The 15,323-nt window shown below is 70.2% G+C and carries 9 protein-coding genes and 1 pseudogene; 9 read left to right on the top strand and 1 reads right to left on the bottom strand.

Annotated elements, in window-relative coordinates; all coding sequences use genetic code 11:
- Positions 1-259: 259 nt before the first annotated feature.
- Both E2651_RS16975 and E2651_RS16970 read left to right on the top strand, forming a co-directional pair.
- Positions 260-2,095 carry an ABC transporter ATP-binding protein gene (locus E2651_RS16975; protein WP_135331986.1) on the top strand — a complete coding sequence of 612 codons (1,836 nt, stop codon included), beginning with the start codon at positions 260-262 and terminating at the stop codon, positions 2,093-2,095.
- A complete protein-coding gene (locus E2651_RS16970; RefSeq protein WP_135331985.1) occupies positions 2,092-4,020 on the top strand; it encodes an ABC transporter ATP-binding protein in 1,929 nt (642 codons plus the stop codon). Before E2651_RS16975 ends, E2651_RS16970 begins: the two co-directional genes overlap by 4 nt.
- Here the strand turns inward: E2651_RS16970 and E2651_RS16965 are convergent.
- The gene (locus E2651_RS16965) at positions 4,017-4,631 is read right to left on the bottom strand and encodes a TetR/AcrR family transcriptional regulator (protein WP_348541641.1); all 615 of its coding nucleotides are present in this window, start codon (positions 4,629-4,631) and stop codon (positions 4,017-4,019) included. The two genes, E2651_RS16970 and E2651_RS16965, sit on opposite strands and share 4 nt — an antisense overlap.
- Positions 4,632-4,822: 191 nt before the next feature.
- Here E2651_RS16965 and E2651_RS16960 point away from each other — a divergent pair, with 191 nt between their 5' ends.
- The 7 genes and pseudogenes from E2651_RS16960 (at position 4,823) to E2651_RS16930 (ending at position 15,307) form a co-directional block, all read left to right on the top strand.
- Positions 4,823-5,209 (top strand): Dabb family protein, encoded by a 387-nt coding sequence (locus E2651_RS16960; RefSeq protein ID WP_135331984.1) that lies wholly within the window; start codon positions 4,823-4,825, stop codon positions 5,207-5,209.
- A 358-nt stretch (positions 5,210-5,567) separates the two neighbouring features.
- The gene (locus tag E2651_RS16955; RefSeq protein ID WP_167828814.1) at positions 5,568-7,640 is read left to right on the top strand and encodes a M4 family metallopeptidase; all 2,073 of its coding nucleotides are present in this window, start codon (positions 5,568-5,570) and stop codon (positions 7,638-7,640) included.
- Between the two features lie 290 nt (positions 7,641-7,930).
- Positions 7,931-9,562, top strand: a complete 1,632-nt coding sequence (locus tag E2651_RS16950) for a M4 family metallopeptidase (RefSeq protein WP_135331983.1) — start codon at positions 7,931-7,933, stop codon at positions 9,560-9,562.
- 72 nt (positions 9,563-9,634) lie between these two features.
- Positions 9,635-9,934 (top strand): annotated as a pseudogene (locus E2651_RS16945) (serine/threonine protein kinase); the annotation flags it as partial.
- Positions 9,935-10,038: 104 nt separating this feature from the next.
- Complete coding sequence (locus E2651_RS16940) at positions 10,039-11,838, top strand: serine/threonine-protein kinase (RefSeq protein WP_135331982.1); 1,800 nt, start codon at positions 10,039-10,041, stop codon at positions 11,836-11,838.
- A 6-nt stretch (positions 11,839-11,844) separates the two neighbouring features.
- Entirely contained in the window at positions 11,845-13,551 is a 1,707-nt protein-coding gene (locus E2651_RS16935) for a serine/threonine-protein kinase (RefSeq protein WP_135331981.1), read from the top strand.
- Between the two features lie 139 nt (positions 13,552-13,690).
- Positions 13,691-15,307 (top strand): succinic semialdehyde dehydrogenase, encoded by a 1,617-nt coding sequence (locus E2651_RS16930; protein ID WP_135331980.1) that lies wholly within the window; start codon positions 13,691-13,693, stop codon positions 15,305-15,307.
- Positions 15,308-15,323 lie beyond the last annotated feature (16 nt).

Raw genomic sequence — 15,323 nt, 5'->3', positions numbered from 1 at the left:
GTTACCGTGCCGGGGCGGGCGGTTGTTTTGCTGCGGGTGTGTGGGTGAGGGGTTTCCTTTCCCCAACCCCGCCCCTTCCCGAAACTTTCCGGCTGCGCCGGCCGCGAGTGGCCGTGGATCACCGGCTCCGCCGAGTTCGTCCTCAAACGCCGGACGGGCTGAAATCGCCGACGGAGGCGGGTCGTAGGACCAGCGGACGAGGGGGGCCGGGCCAAAACTCGGTGGGCTCTGTCAGTGGCCATCCGTAGGCTCGCTCCTGATGCCGAAACCAGATGCACCGACCAAGGAATCCGCCGGGGGAAGGTCAGCGGCACGGACGCTGCTGCGCTTGTGGCCGTACGTCCGGCCCATCCGAACTCGCCTGTTCAGCGCGGCATTTGTCGCCATCATCGCGTCCTGCACGGGGCTTGTCTTCCCTCTCGTGCTGAAGTGGCTCGTGGACGGTCCCGTGGCCGAGGGGGACCTCGGCGGGGTGTGGCTCGGGGCGCTGCTCCTGCTGCTGCTCGGTGTCGCCGAGGCGCTCCTCTTCGGGCTGCGGCGGTTGCTGGTGGCGCGGCCGCTCGCCTCGGTCGAGGCGGCGATGCGGGCGGACCTCTACCGCCATCTGCAGCGGCTTCCGGTGGCGTTCCACGACCGCTGGGCGTCGGGCCAGCTGCTCTCGCGCGGCACGACGGATCTGATGCTGCTGCGGATGTTCCTCGCCTTCCCGCTGACGTTCCTGGTGGTCAACGGCACGACGATCGTGGTCGGCCTGGTCATCCTGGTCGCGCAGGACTGGGCGCTCGGGCTTGTGCTGCTGACCCCGCTGGTTCCGCTGGTGATCGTCTGCGCGTACTTCGAGGGCCGGTACATGGCGGTGGCGCGGCGGGCGCAGGACCAGGTCGGCGATCTGACGACGGTCGTCGAGGAGAGCGTGCTCGGCATCCGCATCATCAAGGGCTTCGGCCGCCACCGCAGTCAGGCGCGGGCGTTCCACGAGCTGTCGCACACGCTGCGGGGCACGGAGCTGGCCAAGGCACGGCTGCTCGCCGCGATCTACGCGGTGATCACGGCGCTGCCGGAGGTCGCGATCGGCGCGGCGCTGGTGCTTGGCACGGTGCGGGTGGCGGACGGCGATCTGTCCACGGGCACGCTGGTGGCGTTCCTCTCGACGGCCCTCGCCCTGCGCTGGCCGGTGGAGTCGATCGGCTTCCTGCTCGCGATGAGCCAGGAGTCGGCGACGGCCACGGAGCGGTACTTCGAGGTGATGGACGCGGTGCCGGAGTCTTCGGTGACGAAGTCCGCTGTCCCGCCCGGCTCCGGAGAAGCCGGGCTCCGTTTTCACGGCGTGCGGTTCCGGTATCCCGACGCCCCGGCCGACGCGCGGCCCGCGCTCGACCGGATCGACCTGCACATCCGCACCGGTGAGACGCTCGCCCTCGTCGGTGCGACGGGCAGCGGCAAGACGACCCTGACGGCGCTGGTGCCGCGGCTGCACGAGGTGAGCGAGGGCCGGATCACGCTGGACGGCGCGGACATCGCGGAGATGGACCGCGAGCGGCTGCGCACGCTGGTGGCCGTGGCCTTCGAGGAGCCGACCCTCTTCTCCGCGTCGGTCGGCGAGAACGTCCTGATGGGCGGGGGCGAGAGCGCCGGGGGCGCCGATCTGGCGCGCGCTCTCGAGGTCGCCCAGGCGGACTTCGCGCACGCGCTGCCGCAGGGCACGGACACGCAGGTGGGCGAGCAGGGCCTGAGCCTGTCCGGTGGCCAGCGCCAACGCCTCGCCCTGGCCCGCGCGGTGGTCGCCCGCCCCCGCTTCTTGGTCCTCGACGATCCGCTGTCCGCGCTCGACGTACACACGGAGGCCCTGGTGGAGGCGGCGCTGCGCCGCGTCCTGCGGGACACCACGGCCCTGGTGGTGGCGCACCGCCCGTCCACGGTCCTGCTCGCCGACCGCGTCGCCCTGCTGTCCGGGGGCCGGATCACGGCGGTGGGCACGCACCAGGAACTGCTGCGGGAGAACGCGGAGTACGCGTGGCTGATGTCGGGGGCGGACATCGCCTCCGGGGAGGAAGCGACGGACGTCACGTCCACAGAGGGGGAGACGGCACGATGACGGCATCGACACCGGCGTCACGGACAGCGGATCCGGACGAGGGCGACGCACTGCGCGAGCGTGCCGAGGGAACAGCCCCTGCACTCGCGTCGGAGCACCACGACACGCCCGAACCTCCCTCCCCCACCGACGACTTCGACCAGGACACGCTCCCCACTGCGCCCGGCGCCACCGCCGCCCTGCTCCGTTCGCTGCTCGCGCCGATGCGCGGGCGGGTCGTCCTCGCGACCGTGCTGCTTCTGCTGCAGCAGGCCGCCGTGCAGGGCGGGCCGCTGCTCGTGGCGTACGCCATCGACAGTGGTGTACCGGCCGTGCGGCGCGACGACTACGGGCCGTTGATCGCCGTCGGCGTCGGCTACCTGCTGTGCGCGGCCGCGTCCGCGGTGTTCCAGTACGCGTTCATCGTCGCCTCGGCGCGGGTGAACCAGGACGTGCTGCTCGACCTGCGCGGGCGGATCTTCCGGCACGCGCAGGCGCTCAGCGTGGACTTCCACGAGCGGTACACCTCGGGGCGGCTGATCTCCCGTTCCACCACTGATGTGGAATCCCTGCGGGAGCTGCTCAGTGAGGGCCTGCAGGAGCTGATCACCGTCATCCTGTCCTTCGTCTACATCTCGGCGATGCTGCTCTGGCTCGACCTGAGCCTCGGTGCCGCCGCGGTGGTGTCGTTCGTGCCGCTCTACCTCCTCGTACGCCGCTACCAGCGCCGCGCGGGCCCGCTGTTCGGCAAGCGCTCCACCGCGATCGCCTCCGTCATCGTGAAGTTCGCCGAGACGATGAACGGCATACGCCCGGTCCGCGCCTTCCGGCGCGAGCGCGCCAACGAGGCCGAGTTCGCCGTGCTCAACCACCGGCACGAGCGCAGCAACGGCGACGCGATGCTGGAGATGGCCCGCTACGTCGTCGGGTCCCGGCTCGTCGCCAACACGGCCGTCGCCGGCATCGTCCTGTGGGGCGCCTACCGCGTCACCGACGGCACACTCGCGCTCGGCGTCCTCGCCGCCGCGGTGCTCTATCTGCGCCGCCTCTACGACCCGATCGACCGGCTCGGCATGTTCCTCAACTCCTACCAGTCGGCGGCCGCGTCCCTGGAGAAGGTCGCGGGCCTGCTCGCCCAGACCCCTTCGGTACCGGAACCTCCGGCCGAGTTCGCGCGCCCGCTGCCCGCCCTCGCCTCCGAACACCCGGGCCGCGAGGTCCGCTTCGACGGCGTGCGGTTCGCCTACCGCACCGGCGGCGAGGTGCTGCCCCGCTTCGACCTGACGCTGCCCGCGGGGCAGACCGTCGCCGTCGTCGGCTCCACGGGCGCCGGCAAGTCGACGCTCGCCAAGCTGCTCGCCCGCTTCTACGACCCGACGGACGGCAGGGTCCTGCTCGACGGGACCGACCTGCGCGAGCTCGCCAACGCCGAACTGCGGCGCGGCGTGGTCATGGTGACCCAGGAGGCGTTCCTGTTCTCGGGCACGGTCGCGGAGAACATCGCCATCGGCCGCCCGGACGCCACCCGCGAGGACATCGAACACGCGGCGAAGGCGATCGGCGCCCACGACTTCATCGCGTCGCTGCCGGACGGCTACGACACCGACGTACGCAAGCGAGGCGGCCGCATCTCCGCCGGTCAGCGGCAGTTGGTGGCCTTCGCGCGGGCGCTGCTCGCCGACCCCGCGGTGCTGATCCTGGACGAGGCGACGAGCTCCCTGGACATCCCGGGCGAGCGGGCGGTGCAGCGCGCCATGCACACCGTGCTCCACGGCCGCACGGCCGTCGTGATCGCCCACCGGCTCTCCACGGTGGAGATCGCGGACCGGGTGCTCGTGATGGAGCACGGGCGGATCGTGGAGGACGGCACTCCGGACGAGCTCGTCGCGGGGAGCGGATCGTTCGCCGATCTGCACCGGGCGTGGCGGGACAGCGTGGTGGGTTAGCCGGCCTCCGGGGCGGCCGCCCCGTACGCCCGCAGGAAGGTGTCGGTCGCGGCCGCCGCCACCTCACGGACCTCCGCCGCCGGGACCTTGCGCGTGCCGAGCCGTGAGCGCGCCTCCAGCGGGCCGGTGAGCAGTGCCAGGAACTGCTCGGCCGCCAGGGCGGGTTCGCAGGGGCGCAGGCGGCCGGAGAGGACGAGCCGGGCCAGGCGGTCGGCGAGCGCGTCGGCAAGACCGTGCGAGGTACGCCCCTGAACGGCCTCGATCAGGTCGGGGAACCCGGCGACCTGCGCGTACGTCAGCCAGCGCAGCGCGCGTGCGCGTTCGGAGCAGCACACCTGGAGCATCCGGCACGCCCCGTCCTCCAGGGCCGCGCGCAGATCGTCGCCGGGGTCGCGCATCCGCTCGACGGCGGCGAGGTTCTCGGCGCGCACCGCGTCGGCCGCGGCCTCCATCGCGTGCCGGAAGAGGTTCTCCTTGTCGGCGAGGTGGTTGTAGACGGTCGGCTTGGCGACCCCCGCCTCCTCGGCGATCTCCTTCACGCAGGCCTGCGCGTATCCCCGGCGGGCGAAGACGGTGAAGGCGGCCTCCAGGATCGCCTGCCGCTTGTCGATGCGCCCCCTCGACGCCGTCGTACGTGCCGTCGTACGTGCCGTCGTACGTGCCGTCCCGGTCCGCCCCGTCGGCTCTCTCAGTGCTGCCACCTGTTCACTGTACTCACTTCAACTTTACCGATGAGCCCAGTACATTGAACCCGCTGGTTCAATTCATCTGCCAACTCCGCCATGCGGCAAGGAGATTGCGCGTGATCGTCAACATCCTGCGTTTCAGCTTCAAGGACGGCACGACCGAGGAGGAGAAAGCCGAGGTGCTCGCCGCGATGCGCCGCACCTCGACGGTCGAGTCGGCGTCGTACGGGACGGTCGGGCAGGATCTGCGACTGCCCGACGACGGCTTCACCCACACGTACTGCGTGGGCGTCGAGGACCTGGACGCGCTGGAGCGGTACATGCACGACCCGGTGCACCTCGCCGGGGACTTCGTGATCATTCCGCACCTGGGGCGGCTCTCGGCGCTGCGGCTCTCCGACGACCCGGATCCCGGGCTGAGCGCGAAGGTGATGGCCCTGCACGAGAAGAAGGTCGTGAAGTATCCCGAGTGGGGTCAGTTGCTCGATTCGATCCCCAACTAGGCATGCCGCGCGCACAGTTCGTGGACCAGATCCGGCCACCCGCCACCCCGCGCCGGGCCGGTCGTACAGCATCGAACATCTGACGCACGACCGAGGGCTGTCCTCGAACAAGAGGGCAGCCCCTGGGCTTGGACGCCCCCTCCGTATATCGAACGTGATCTACCGGGCAGCGGACCAGTTCCGGCCAACTATTGACGCAACCCTGACAAAGGGCCCGCCCTGCTGCCACTCTTCCCCTCAATTCGCAGCTCCACGTGCGATTCCCAGCTCCACGTTCTGCCTTGTTCTGCCCGGACGGCACGACCGCGCCGCCCGGTTTCTCTGGTCGCGCAACGCCGCGGCCACGCAGAAGGAGTCCGTGTTGAGATCCACCTCCCACAGATCCGCGTCCCGTAGATCCATATCCTCCCGACGGGGTGCCGCCGCCGGCGCCCTGACCGCCGTCGCGGCACTCATCGCGGTGGCCGTCCAGACGGGCCCGGCATCCGCCGACGACCCCGCCAAGACTCCGTCGACCGCACCGGCCGCCGCCAAGATCGGCAAGGCCGACCCCGGCTCGGTCCCCGCCAAGCTCTCCCCCGCCCAGCGTGCCGCGCTCCTCAAGGACGCCAACGCCACCAAGGCGGACACCGCCAAGGACCTGGGCCTGGGCGCCAAGGAGAAGCTCGTCGTACGTGACGTCACCAAGGACGGCGACGGCACGGTCCACACCCGCTACGAGCGCACCTACGACGGGCTGCCCGTCCTCGGTGGCGACCTGGTCGTCGACTCCGCGACGTCGGGGAAGACCGAGGGCGTCACCAAGGCATCGAAGGCGCAGCTCAAGGGCGTCGACCTGAGCGCCGACGTGAAGGCGTCGACCGCCGAGAAGCAGGCGCTCGGGGCCGCGAAGGCCGAGGGGTCGAAGAAGACCGACGCGGACCGGGCGCCCCGCAAGGTCGTCTGGATGGCCAAGGGCGAGCCGACTCTCGCGTACGAGACGGTGGTCGGCGGGCTGCAGCACGACGGGACACCCAACGAACTGCACGTCATCACGGACGCGGCCACCGGCGAGAAGCTCTTCCAGTGGCAGGGCATCGAGAACGGCACGGGCAACACCCAGTACAGCGGTCAGGTCACCCTCGGGACGGCCCAGTCGGGGTCCAACTACACCCTGACGGACACCAACCGGGGCAGCCACAAGACGTACAACCTCAACCACGGCACCTCGGGCACCGGCACGCTCTTCTCGGGCGCGGACGACGTGTGGGGCAACGGGGCGGCATCCAACCTGGAGACCGCCGGCGCGGACGCGCACTACGGCGCCGCGCTGACCTGGGACTACTACAAGAACGTGCACGGCCGCACCGGCATCCGCGGGGACGGCGTCGGCGCGTACTCGCGGGTCCACTACGGCAACAACTACGTCAACGCCTTCTGGTCCGACAGCTGCTTCTGCATGACGTACGGCGACGGCTCGGGCAACGCCAAGCCGCTGACGTCCATCGACGTGGCGGCCCACGAGATGACGCACGGCGTGACGTCGGCCACCGGCAACATGACGTACAGCGGCGAGTCCGGCGGTCTGAACGAGGCCACATCCGACATCTTCGCGGCGGCGGTCGAGTTCAACGCCAACAACGCGTCGGACAAGGGCGACTACCTCGTCGGCGAGAAGATCGACATCCGCGGCGACGGCACGCCGCTGCGCTACATGGACAAGCCCAGCAAGGACGGCTCGTCCAAGGACTCCTGGTACTCGGGCATCGGCAACATCGACGTGCACTACTCGTCCGGTGTCGCCAACCACTTCTACTACCTGTTGAGCGAGGGCAGCGGCGCCAAGGTGATCAACGGCGTCTCGTACGACTCGCCCACCTCAGATGGTCTGCCTGTGGCCGGAATTGGTCGTGACAAGGCGTCACTCATCTGGTTCAAGGCGCTCACGACGAAGTTCACCACGACCACCAACTACGCGTCGGCCCGCACCGGGACGCTCGCGGCGGCCGGTGAGCTGTACGGCACCACCAGCGCCGAGTACGCGGCGGTGGCCCACGCGTGGGCCGGCGTCAACGTCGGCTCGCGGCCCGGCGGCGGCGGTGGCACGGAGTTCGAGAACACGACAGACGTCGCCATTCCGGACAACGGCGCTGCGGTGACCTCCTCGGTCAACGTCACCGGGCGTACCGGCAACGCGCCGAGCGCACTGAAGGTCGGCGTCGACATCGTGCACACCTGGCGCGGCGACCTGGTCGTCGATCTGGTGGCGCCCGACGGCACCAACTACCGCCTGAAGAACGCGAGTTCGTCGGACTCCGCGGACAACATCGTCGAGACGTACACGGTCGACGCGTCGTCCGAGGTGGCGAACGGGACGTGGAAGCTGAAGGTGCAGGACGTGGCCGCGTACGACACCGGCTACATCAACAGCTGGAAGCTGACGTTCCCGTAGGCCGACCGGGCCTCCCGCAGGCCCTCTTCAGGTCTCCTGTGAAATGAGAGACGGCGCCGCTCCGGGTGGTTCAACTCCCCGGGGCGGCGCACCCATGTACGCCCTGGTTCGCATTGCGTACATGGACCTTCGCTCAACGGACTATTTCTGGCCAACATATGGCCAAGGGCCTGACATGAACCTGGCTCAACTGGCACTGTTCCCTCGCACAGCACACCAGTTCCACCCGCACCGCATCTTCAGCCCGGACAGTCCCCATACCGTCCGGGCCCCCCACAGAAGGAGCATGCGTGACCCCCCACATATCCCGGAAGCGCTCAACGCTGGCCATAGCCACCGCTGTTGCCGCCGGAGCCCTGCTCGCCGCCGGCCTGACCACCGGCGCCTCCGCACAGCCCGACCAGAACGTCTCGGCCGCCTCCCCGGTCAAGCTCTCCGCGACGGCCCGCGCGGGCCTGCTGCAGGACGCGAACGCCGAGAAGGCCGCCACCGCCGAGAAGATCGGTCTCGGCGCCAAGGAGAAGCTCGTCGTCCGTGACGTCGTCAAGGACCGCGACGGCACCACGCACACCCGCTACGAGCGCACCTACGACGGCCTGCCCGTCCTCGGCGGCGACCTCGTCGTGCACACCGCGAAGAGCGGCAAGGTCAAGAGCGTGACCAAGGCGGCCAAGGCCACCATCAAGGTCGCGTCCACCTCCGCGAAGATCGCGACCAAGGCGGCGGCCGCGTCCGCCGAGTCGACGGCCGCGAAGACCGGCGACACCAAGAAGGCCGACGCGCAGGCGCCCCGCAAGGTCGTCTGGGCCGCATCGGGCAAGCCGGTCCTGGCCCACGAGACGATCGTCACCGGCGTCCAGAAGGACGGCACGCCGAGCAAGCTGCACGTCATCACCGACGCGGCCACCGGCAAGAAGCTCTTCCAGCACCAGGCCATCGAGACCGGCGCGGGCCACAGCCAGTACAGCGGCGACGTCGAGGTCGGCTCCAAGAAGGGCGGCAGCGGCTTCGACCTGACCGACGACTCGCGCGGCGGCCACTCGACGTACGACCTGGCCCACAGCGAGAGCGGCGAGGGCAAGATCGTCACGGACGACGACGACACCTGGGGCACCGGAAAGCCGGAGGACGCCCAGACCGCCGCCGTCGACGCCGCCTACGGCGCCCAGCTGACCTGGGACTACTACAAGGCCGTGCACGGCCGTGAGGGCATCAAGGGCGACGGCAAGGGCGCGACCTCGCGGGTCCACTACGGCAAGGCGTACGTCAACGCCTTCTGGGACGACAGCTGCTTCTGCATGACGTACGGCGACGGCGAGGGCGACAAGAAGCCGCTCACGTCGATCGACGTCGCCGGCCACGAGATGACGCACGGCGTCACCGCGGCCACCGGCAACATGGAGTACAGCGGCGAGTCGGGCGGCCTGAACGAGGCCACCTCCGACATCTTCGGCTCCTCCGTCGAGTTCAACGCCAAGAACGCCGAGGACGTCGGCGACTACCTCATCGGCGAAGAGATCGACATCAACGGCGACGGGTCGCCGCTCCGGTACATGGACAAGCCCTCCAAGGACAGCAACTCCCTGGACAACTGGAGCGAGGACGCGGGCAACGTAGACGTCCACTACTCGTCCGGTATCGCCAACCACTTCTTCTACCTGCTGTCGGAGGGCAGCGGCGCGAAGGAGATCAACGGTGTGAAGTACGACTCCCCGACCGCCGACGGCTCCAAGGTCGAGGGCATCGGACGCGACAAGGCCGAGAAGATCTGGTTCAAGGCGCTGACGACGTACTTCACGACGACCACGCAGTACAAGGACGCGCGTGAGGGCACGCTGAAGGCGGCGACGGACCTTTACGGTGCCGACTCCGCCGAGGCCAAGGGCGTGGCGGCGGCCTGGGCCGGCGTCAACGTCAAGTAACTCCCTTTGCCGGAGCGGCATCCCGGGGCTCCCACCTTCCCCCGGGGTGCCGCTCTTGTGTCCTGAGGCGCCGCCCCGGACCCCGGCGGCCCGCTGGCCGTGCAGCGCCGCTCCGACGCCAAGGGCCCCGAGAACAACCCCGGTTACCGCGACGCCGAGATCACCCAGACCACGCACAACGGCAGGCCCGCCGCCCTGTGGCAGTTCAGCTGGGACGGCTTCAGCGCGGCGGAGGGCGCCCGGCACACGTACGACCTGTGCTGGGAGGAGGGCGGCCGGATGTACGACGTGTGGGTGTCGGCGCCGGTCGGCAAGGCCGAGCAGGGCAGGCGGTATTTCGACACGGCGGTGGACTCGTTCGGGCGCCGCTGACGCTCTGGTGAACTTCCTCTGGACTTCCGGACGAGGCATCACCCCGGTCACAAGTCAGTGACCCGAGTGGAACCAGAGGCCTTCGGCAAGGTAGTCATGTGGGCATGAGTAACGACGGGGGAGCCTCCTACGGCCCGTACGAACCCACCAGTTTCGGACTGCAGCCGCCGCAGTCCGGCGTCCCCGGACAAGGGGGGCAAGGGGGACAAGGTGGGCAGTACGGTCAGGACGGCAATCCGTACGCCCAGCAGCAGCAGCAGCAGCCGCAGCCGCAGCCGCAGCCGACCGCGCAGCACCAGAGCCCCGCGGGGCCGCAGCAGCCCGCCGCGCCGACGCCGCCTCCGTCGCCGTACGCCCAGCCCACCCAGGTGGTGCCGAACCAGCCCTCCGAGCCCGACCCGGGCGCGGGCCGCCTGGTCGCGGGCCGCTACCGCCTCCTGTCCAAGCTCGGCCACGGCGGCATGGGAACGGTCTGGCGCGCGAAGGACGAGACGGTGGACCGCGAGGTCGCCGTCAAGGAACCCCGCATCCCCGACCACCTGCCGGAGCGGGAGCGCGCCAACGCCTTCGAGCGGATGCGCCGCGAGGCGCGCGCCGCGGCCCGCCTCGACCACCCGGCCGTGGTCAACGTCCACGACGTGGCCGTGGAGGACGGCCAGCCGTGGATCGTCATGGAGTTGGTGAAGGGCCGCTCGCTCGGTGCCGCGCTCCAGGAGGGCACCCTGGGCGCGCGCGAGGCCGCCCGCGTCGGCCTCGAGGTGCTCAACGCCCTTGACGCCGCCCACCAGGCGGGCATCCTGCACCGCGACGTGAAGCCGGACAACGTGATGCTCGGCTCGCACGGCCGGGTCGTCCTCACCGACTTCGGCATCGCGCAGATCGAGGGCGAGACGAACCTGACGGACACCGGCGGCTTCGTCGGCTCTCCCGAATTCATCGCCCCGGAGCGGGTGTTGGGCCAGCGTCCGGGCCCGGCGTCGGACCTCTGGTCGCTCGGCGTGGTCCTCTACGCCGCGACGGAGGGCGTCTCACCGTTCCGCCGCACCAACACCCCGGCGACCCTGCAGTCGGTCCTGAACGCGACGCAGGCGGCACCGGCCTCCGCCTCGGGCCCGCTGGCGGACGCGATCAACCGCCTCCTGACCAAGGAGCCCGCCCAGCGCCCGAACGCGGGGCAGATCCGCGCGCTCCTGGAGGAGGCGGTACAGCCTCCGCAGGTGGCGCCTACGCAGGTCGTGCAGATCGGTGGGGGTGTTTCCGGTGGGGGCAAGGGCGTCACGATCGGGCGCAAGGGGCTGATCGGCATCGGCGCGGTGGTCGTCGCGGCGGCGGTCGCGGCGTACTTGGTGATCGCGAATCCGTTCGCGGGATCGCTGCCCGACGCGTGGGAGACGCACGAGGCGAAGAACCTTGGCGCGACCATGGCGGCACCCAAGGGCTACTTCAAGTCGGTGCCGGAGCCCGACGCGACGGACGACAAGAACTGGGTCAGCTACACCGACTACAGCGGCGACATCACCGTGTCGCTGTCCCTCTACAAGAAGTCGGAGGACGACCTCGACGAGATCGCGAGCACGTCGATGGCCGAGGCGTACGACGACATGAAGTCGGCCGAGCAGGGCGGCAGCATCCTCGGCGACCTGAGCCCCGACTCGATCAGCAAGGGCAAGAAGACCACGCAGGGGAAGTACGAGGAGCGGCAGTCCGCCGAGAACCTCATCCCGTACGTGACCGACGACGGGGATTCGAAGTGGCCCCGCGTCGCCAAGATCTTCTACTACAAGACCCGGTCCGGCGACATGTACAAGCTCTGGATCGATTACCCGGGCAAGGGTGACTTCCTCGAGCGGGGCGAAGAGGTCGCCAAGACCGCCATCGCGAACCTGAAGATCGCGAAGCCCTGACCCGGCATGGCCGATGACGGGGGACGTCTGATCGGCGGCCGCTATCGCCTGGCGGAACGCATCGGGTCCGGCGGCATGGGCACCGTATGGCGTGCCGTCGACGAGCTGGTCGAACGGGACGTGGCGGTCAAGCAGCCCCGGCTGCCCGGCGATCCGCACGACGCGGCGCAGCGGCGCATGTACGCCAGGCTGCACCGCGAGGCACGCGCGGCCGCGCAGGTGGAGCATCCGGCGGCCGTCGCGATCCATGACGTGGTCGTGGAGGACGAACTGCCGTGGATCGTCATGGAGTTGATCCGCGGCGAGTCGCTGCACGAGCTGCTCAAGCGGGGCGCGCTGCCGCCCGCCGAGTCCGCACGGATCGGCCTCGCGGTCGTGGGCGCGCTGGCCGCCGCGCACGCCAGGGGCATCGTGCACCGTGACGTGAAGCCCGCGAACGTACTCATCGGCTCGCACGGCCGTGTCGTCCTCACCGACTTCGGCATCGCGCACATCCAGGGCGAGGAGTCGCTCACGGTCAGCGGCGAGTTCGTCGGCTCGCTCGAATTCATCGCGCCCGAGCGGATGTCGGGCAGCACGGCGGGCCCCGAGTCCGACCTGTGGTCCCTCGGCGTGCTGCTCTACGCGGCCGTGGAGGGCTGGTCCCCTTTCCGGCGTACGACGCTGGAGTCGACCCTGGCCGCCGTGCTCTCCGCGGAGGTGCCGCCGCCGGTCAGGGCGGGTGAACTGGGCCAGTTGATCGAGCGGTTGCTGTCCAGGGATCCCGCGCTGCGGCCCGGCGCGTCCGAGGTCGCGCGCGCCCTGGAGGCGGCGGCGGAGGGCAGGCCGCTCCCGGAGCCCTTCGGCGGCGAGGTGGCCCAGGACCCTTCGGGGCTGCGGGAGTTGTCGGACGACGTGGGGACGGTGCGCCTCACCCCTGCTCCACGGCCCGCACCGGACTCGGACACGGACTCGGACACGGACTCGGACTCGGACTCGGACTCGGGCGAGACCGCCTCCGCCGAGCCCGCCGCCAAGCCGCCCGCGCGCGCCAAGGGGCGCCTGATCGCCGCCGCGCTCCTGGGTGTCGTACTGGTGGGGGGAGGCGTCTGGCTCGGCACCTCGCTGGGGGAGGGCGGTGACACCAAGGTGGAGGCGGACACCGGCAAGAAGGAAGGCAGCGAGAAGCCGGACGACGACGAGAAGGAGAAGGGCGACGCGAGCCCCTCGGGTGGCGGCGACTGGACCGTCCACAAAGAGCCCAAGGTCGACGCCGAGATCTCCGTCCCCGCCACCTACACCGAGATCATCCGCGACCCCGCCAACCCCATCGTCGAGTACTCGGAGCCGAACGGCACTGTCTCGCTGCGCGTCACCAAGCCGACGACCGCCGCCACCCCGGCCATGACCTGGGCGAACGCCGAGGCCAAGGAGTTCGAGGGCGCCCCCTACGAAGAGGTGAACACGGAGACCACCCCGACCAGCTTCCACGGTCAGGACGCGGCGCTGCTCGACGCGACGTACACGGAGAGCGCGGAGGAGGACCTGGTCGAGCCGGTCGTCACCCGCGAGCTGCATCTTCTGATCGTCACGGACGCCGGGGAGCACTACGACCTGATGGTGCGGATGCCGAAGGGCGTCAAGACGTACGAGAAGCAGGGCACCGACCTGTTCAAGGCGGCGCGCGAGCGTCTCGGCGTGGGGAGCCCGCTGGTCGGCGGCTCTCAAGATTGATGAACGATCTTGGTCTACTCTCGCTAAGCCCCTGATCAGGAGCTTTGCCGCCAGCGATCGCTGGCATCGTGTGTGCGCCCGGTGAAAGCTGATTACCGACGGGTACCCAAAACGTTGACCTGCGCCTACGCTCTGCCCCATGACGGACTCGCAGGCCACCGCAGCGCCCCTCGGAACGAACCCGACCGCAGCCGCTCCCGAAGGCGCGCGCACCGCCGCCGACGTGGTGACGCCCGAGCTGATCGCGCAGCTCACCCGGGACGTCGTCGGTTCGGGGCGGACCGCCAACCACACGCCGTTCACCGGCGAGAAGCTGGCCGACCTGCCCGAGTCCACCCCCGAGGACGTGGCCACCGCCTTCGAGCGCGCCCGGGTCGCCCAGGTCGCCTGGGAGCGCACCCCGGTCCGCCGCCGCGCCGCCGTCCTGCTCCGCTTCCACGACCTGGTCCTTCAGCGCCAGGCCGAGGTCCTCGACCTCATCCAGCTGGAGACCGGCAAGGCCCGGCTGCACGCGCACGAGGAGCTGCAGGCCGTCGCCGTCGCCGCCCGGCACTACGGCCGCAAGGCCCCCGCGTATCTGAACCCCAAGCGGCACACCGGCGTCGTGCCGACCCTCACGAAGGTCACCGAGAACCGCCAGCCGCGCGGTGTCGTCGGCCAGATCGCGCCCTGGAACTACCCCTTCGAGCTGTCCATCGGCGACGCGCTCCCCGCCCTCGTCGCGGGCAACGCCCTGGTGATGAAGCCCGACACGGAGACCTGCCTGACCGCCCTGTGGGCGCGTGACCTGATCATCGAGGCCGGTCTGCCCGCCGAGGTCTTCCAGGTCGTCATCGGTGAGGGACCGGTCGTCGGCCCGGAGATCGTCAAGCACGCCGACTACGTCTCCTTCACCGGCTCCACCCGCACCGGCCGCGAGGTCGCCCAGGGCGCGGCAGGCCGTCTCGTCGGCGTCTCGCTCGAACTCGGCGGCAAGAACGCCATGTTGGTCCTGCACGACGCCGACATCGACAAGGCCGCGGCGGGTGCCGTGCGCGCCTGTTTCTCGTCCGCCGGTCAGCTCTGCATCTCCATCGAGCGGCTGTACGTCCACGAGTCGATCGCGGACGAGTTCGTGGAGCGCTTCGCCGCGCGGACGAAGGCGATGCGGCTCGGCAAGTCCCTCGCGTACGGAGCCGAGATGGGCTCGCTGGTCGGCGAACGCCAGCTGGAGACCACCAAGCGGCATGTCGACGAGGCCGTCGCCAAGGGCGCCACGCTCGTCGCGGGCGGCGTCGCCCGGCCCGACATCGGCCCCTTCTTCTTCGAGCCGACGATCCTGGACGGCGTCGAGTCCCCGATGGCGGTCTGCGCCGAGGAGACCTTCGGCCCGGTCGTCTCCATCTACCGGTTCACCGACGAGAACGAGGCGGTCGAGCTCGCCAACTCCACGTCGTACGGCCTGAATTCCTCGGTCTGGACGAAGGACGGCAGCCGCGGCCGCAAGATCGCCGCCCGCCTGCGCACCGGCACGGTCAACGTGAACGAGGGCTTCGCGCCTGCCTACGGCAGCGTGCAGTCCCCCATGGGCGGCATGAAGGACTCCGGTCTCGGCCGCAGGCACGGCTCCGAGGGCATCCTGAAGTACACCGAGGCGCAGACCGTCGCGCACCAGCGTCTGATGCCGCTCGCGCCGTCCTTCGGCATGGACGACGAGAAGTACGCGGCGTTCATGAGCCTGAGCCTGAAGGTCATGAAGTCGCTGCGGCTTCGCTAGGTCGTCTTCGCCAGGT

This window comes from Streptomyces sp. MZ04 (assembly GCF_004684775.1).
Classification (GTDB): Bacteria; Actinomycetota; Actinomycetes; order Streptomycetales; family Streptomycetaceae; genus Streptomyces.
The sequence above is the reverse complement of the archived record's forward strand: the minus strand, read 5'-3'. Positions and strand labels throughout refer to the sequence as shown.

What these genes read in the sequence shown, in the direction of transcription:
- E2651_RS16940 (WP_135331982.1), top strand. Translation starts at nt 10,039, where the DNA reads ATGAGTAACGACGGGGGAGCCTCCTACGGCCCGTACGAACCCACCAGT.
- E2651_RS16975 (WP_135331986.1), top strand. Translation starts at nt 260, where the DNA reads ATGCCGAAACCAGATGCACCGACCAAGGAATCCGCCGGGGGAAGGTCA.
- E2651_RS16970 (WP_135331985.1), top strand. Translation starts at nt 2,092, where the DNA reads ATGACGGCATCGACACCGGCGTCACGGACAGCGGATCCGGACGAGGGC.
- E2651_RS16930 (WP_135331980.1), top strand. Translation starts at nt 13,691, where the DNA reads ATGACGGACTCGCAGGCCACCGCAGCGCCCCTCGGAACGAACCCGACC.
- E2651_RS16935 (WP_135331981.1), top strand. Translation starts at nt 11,845, where the DNA reads ATGGCCGATGACGGGGGACGTCTGATCGGCGGCCGCTATCGCCTGGCG.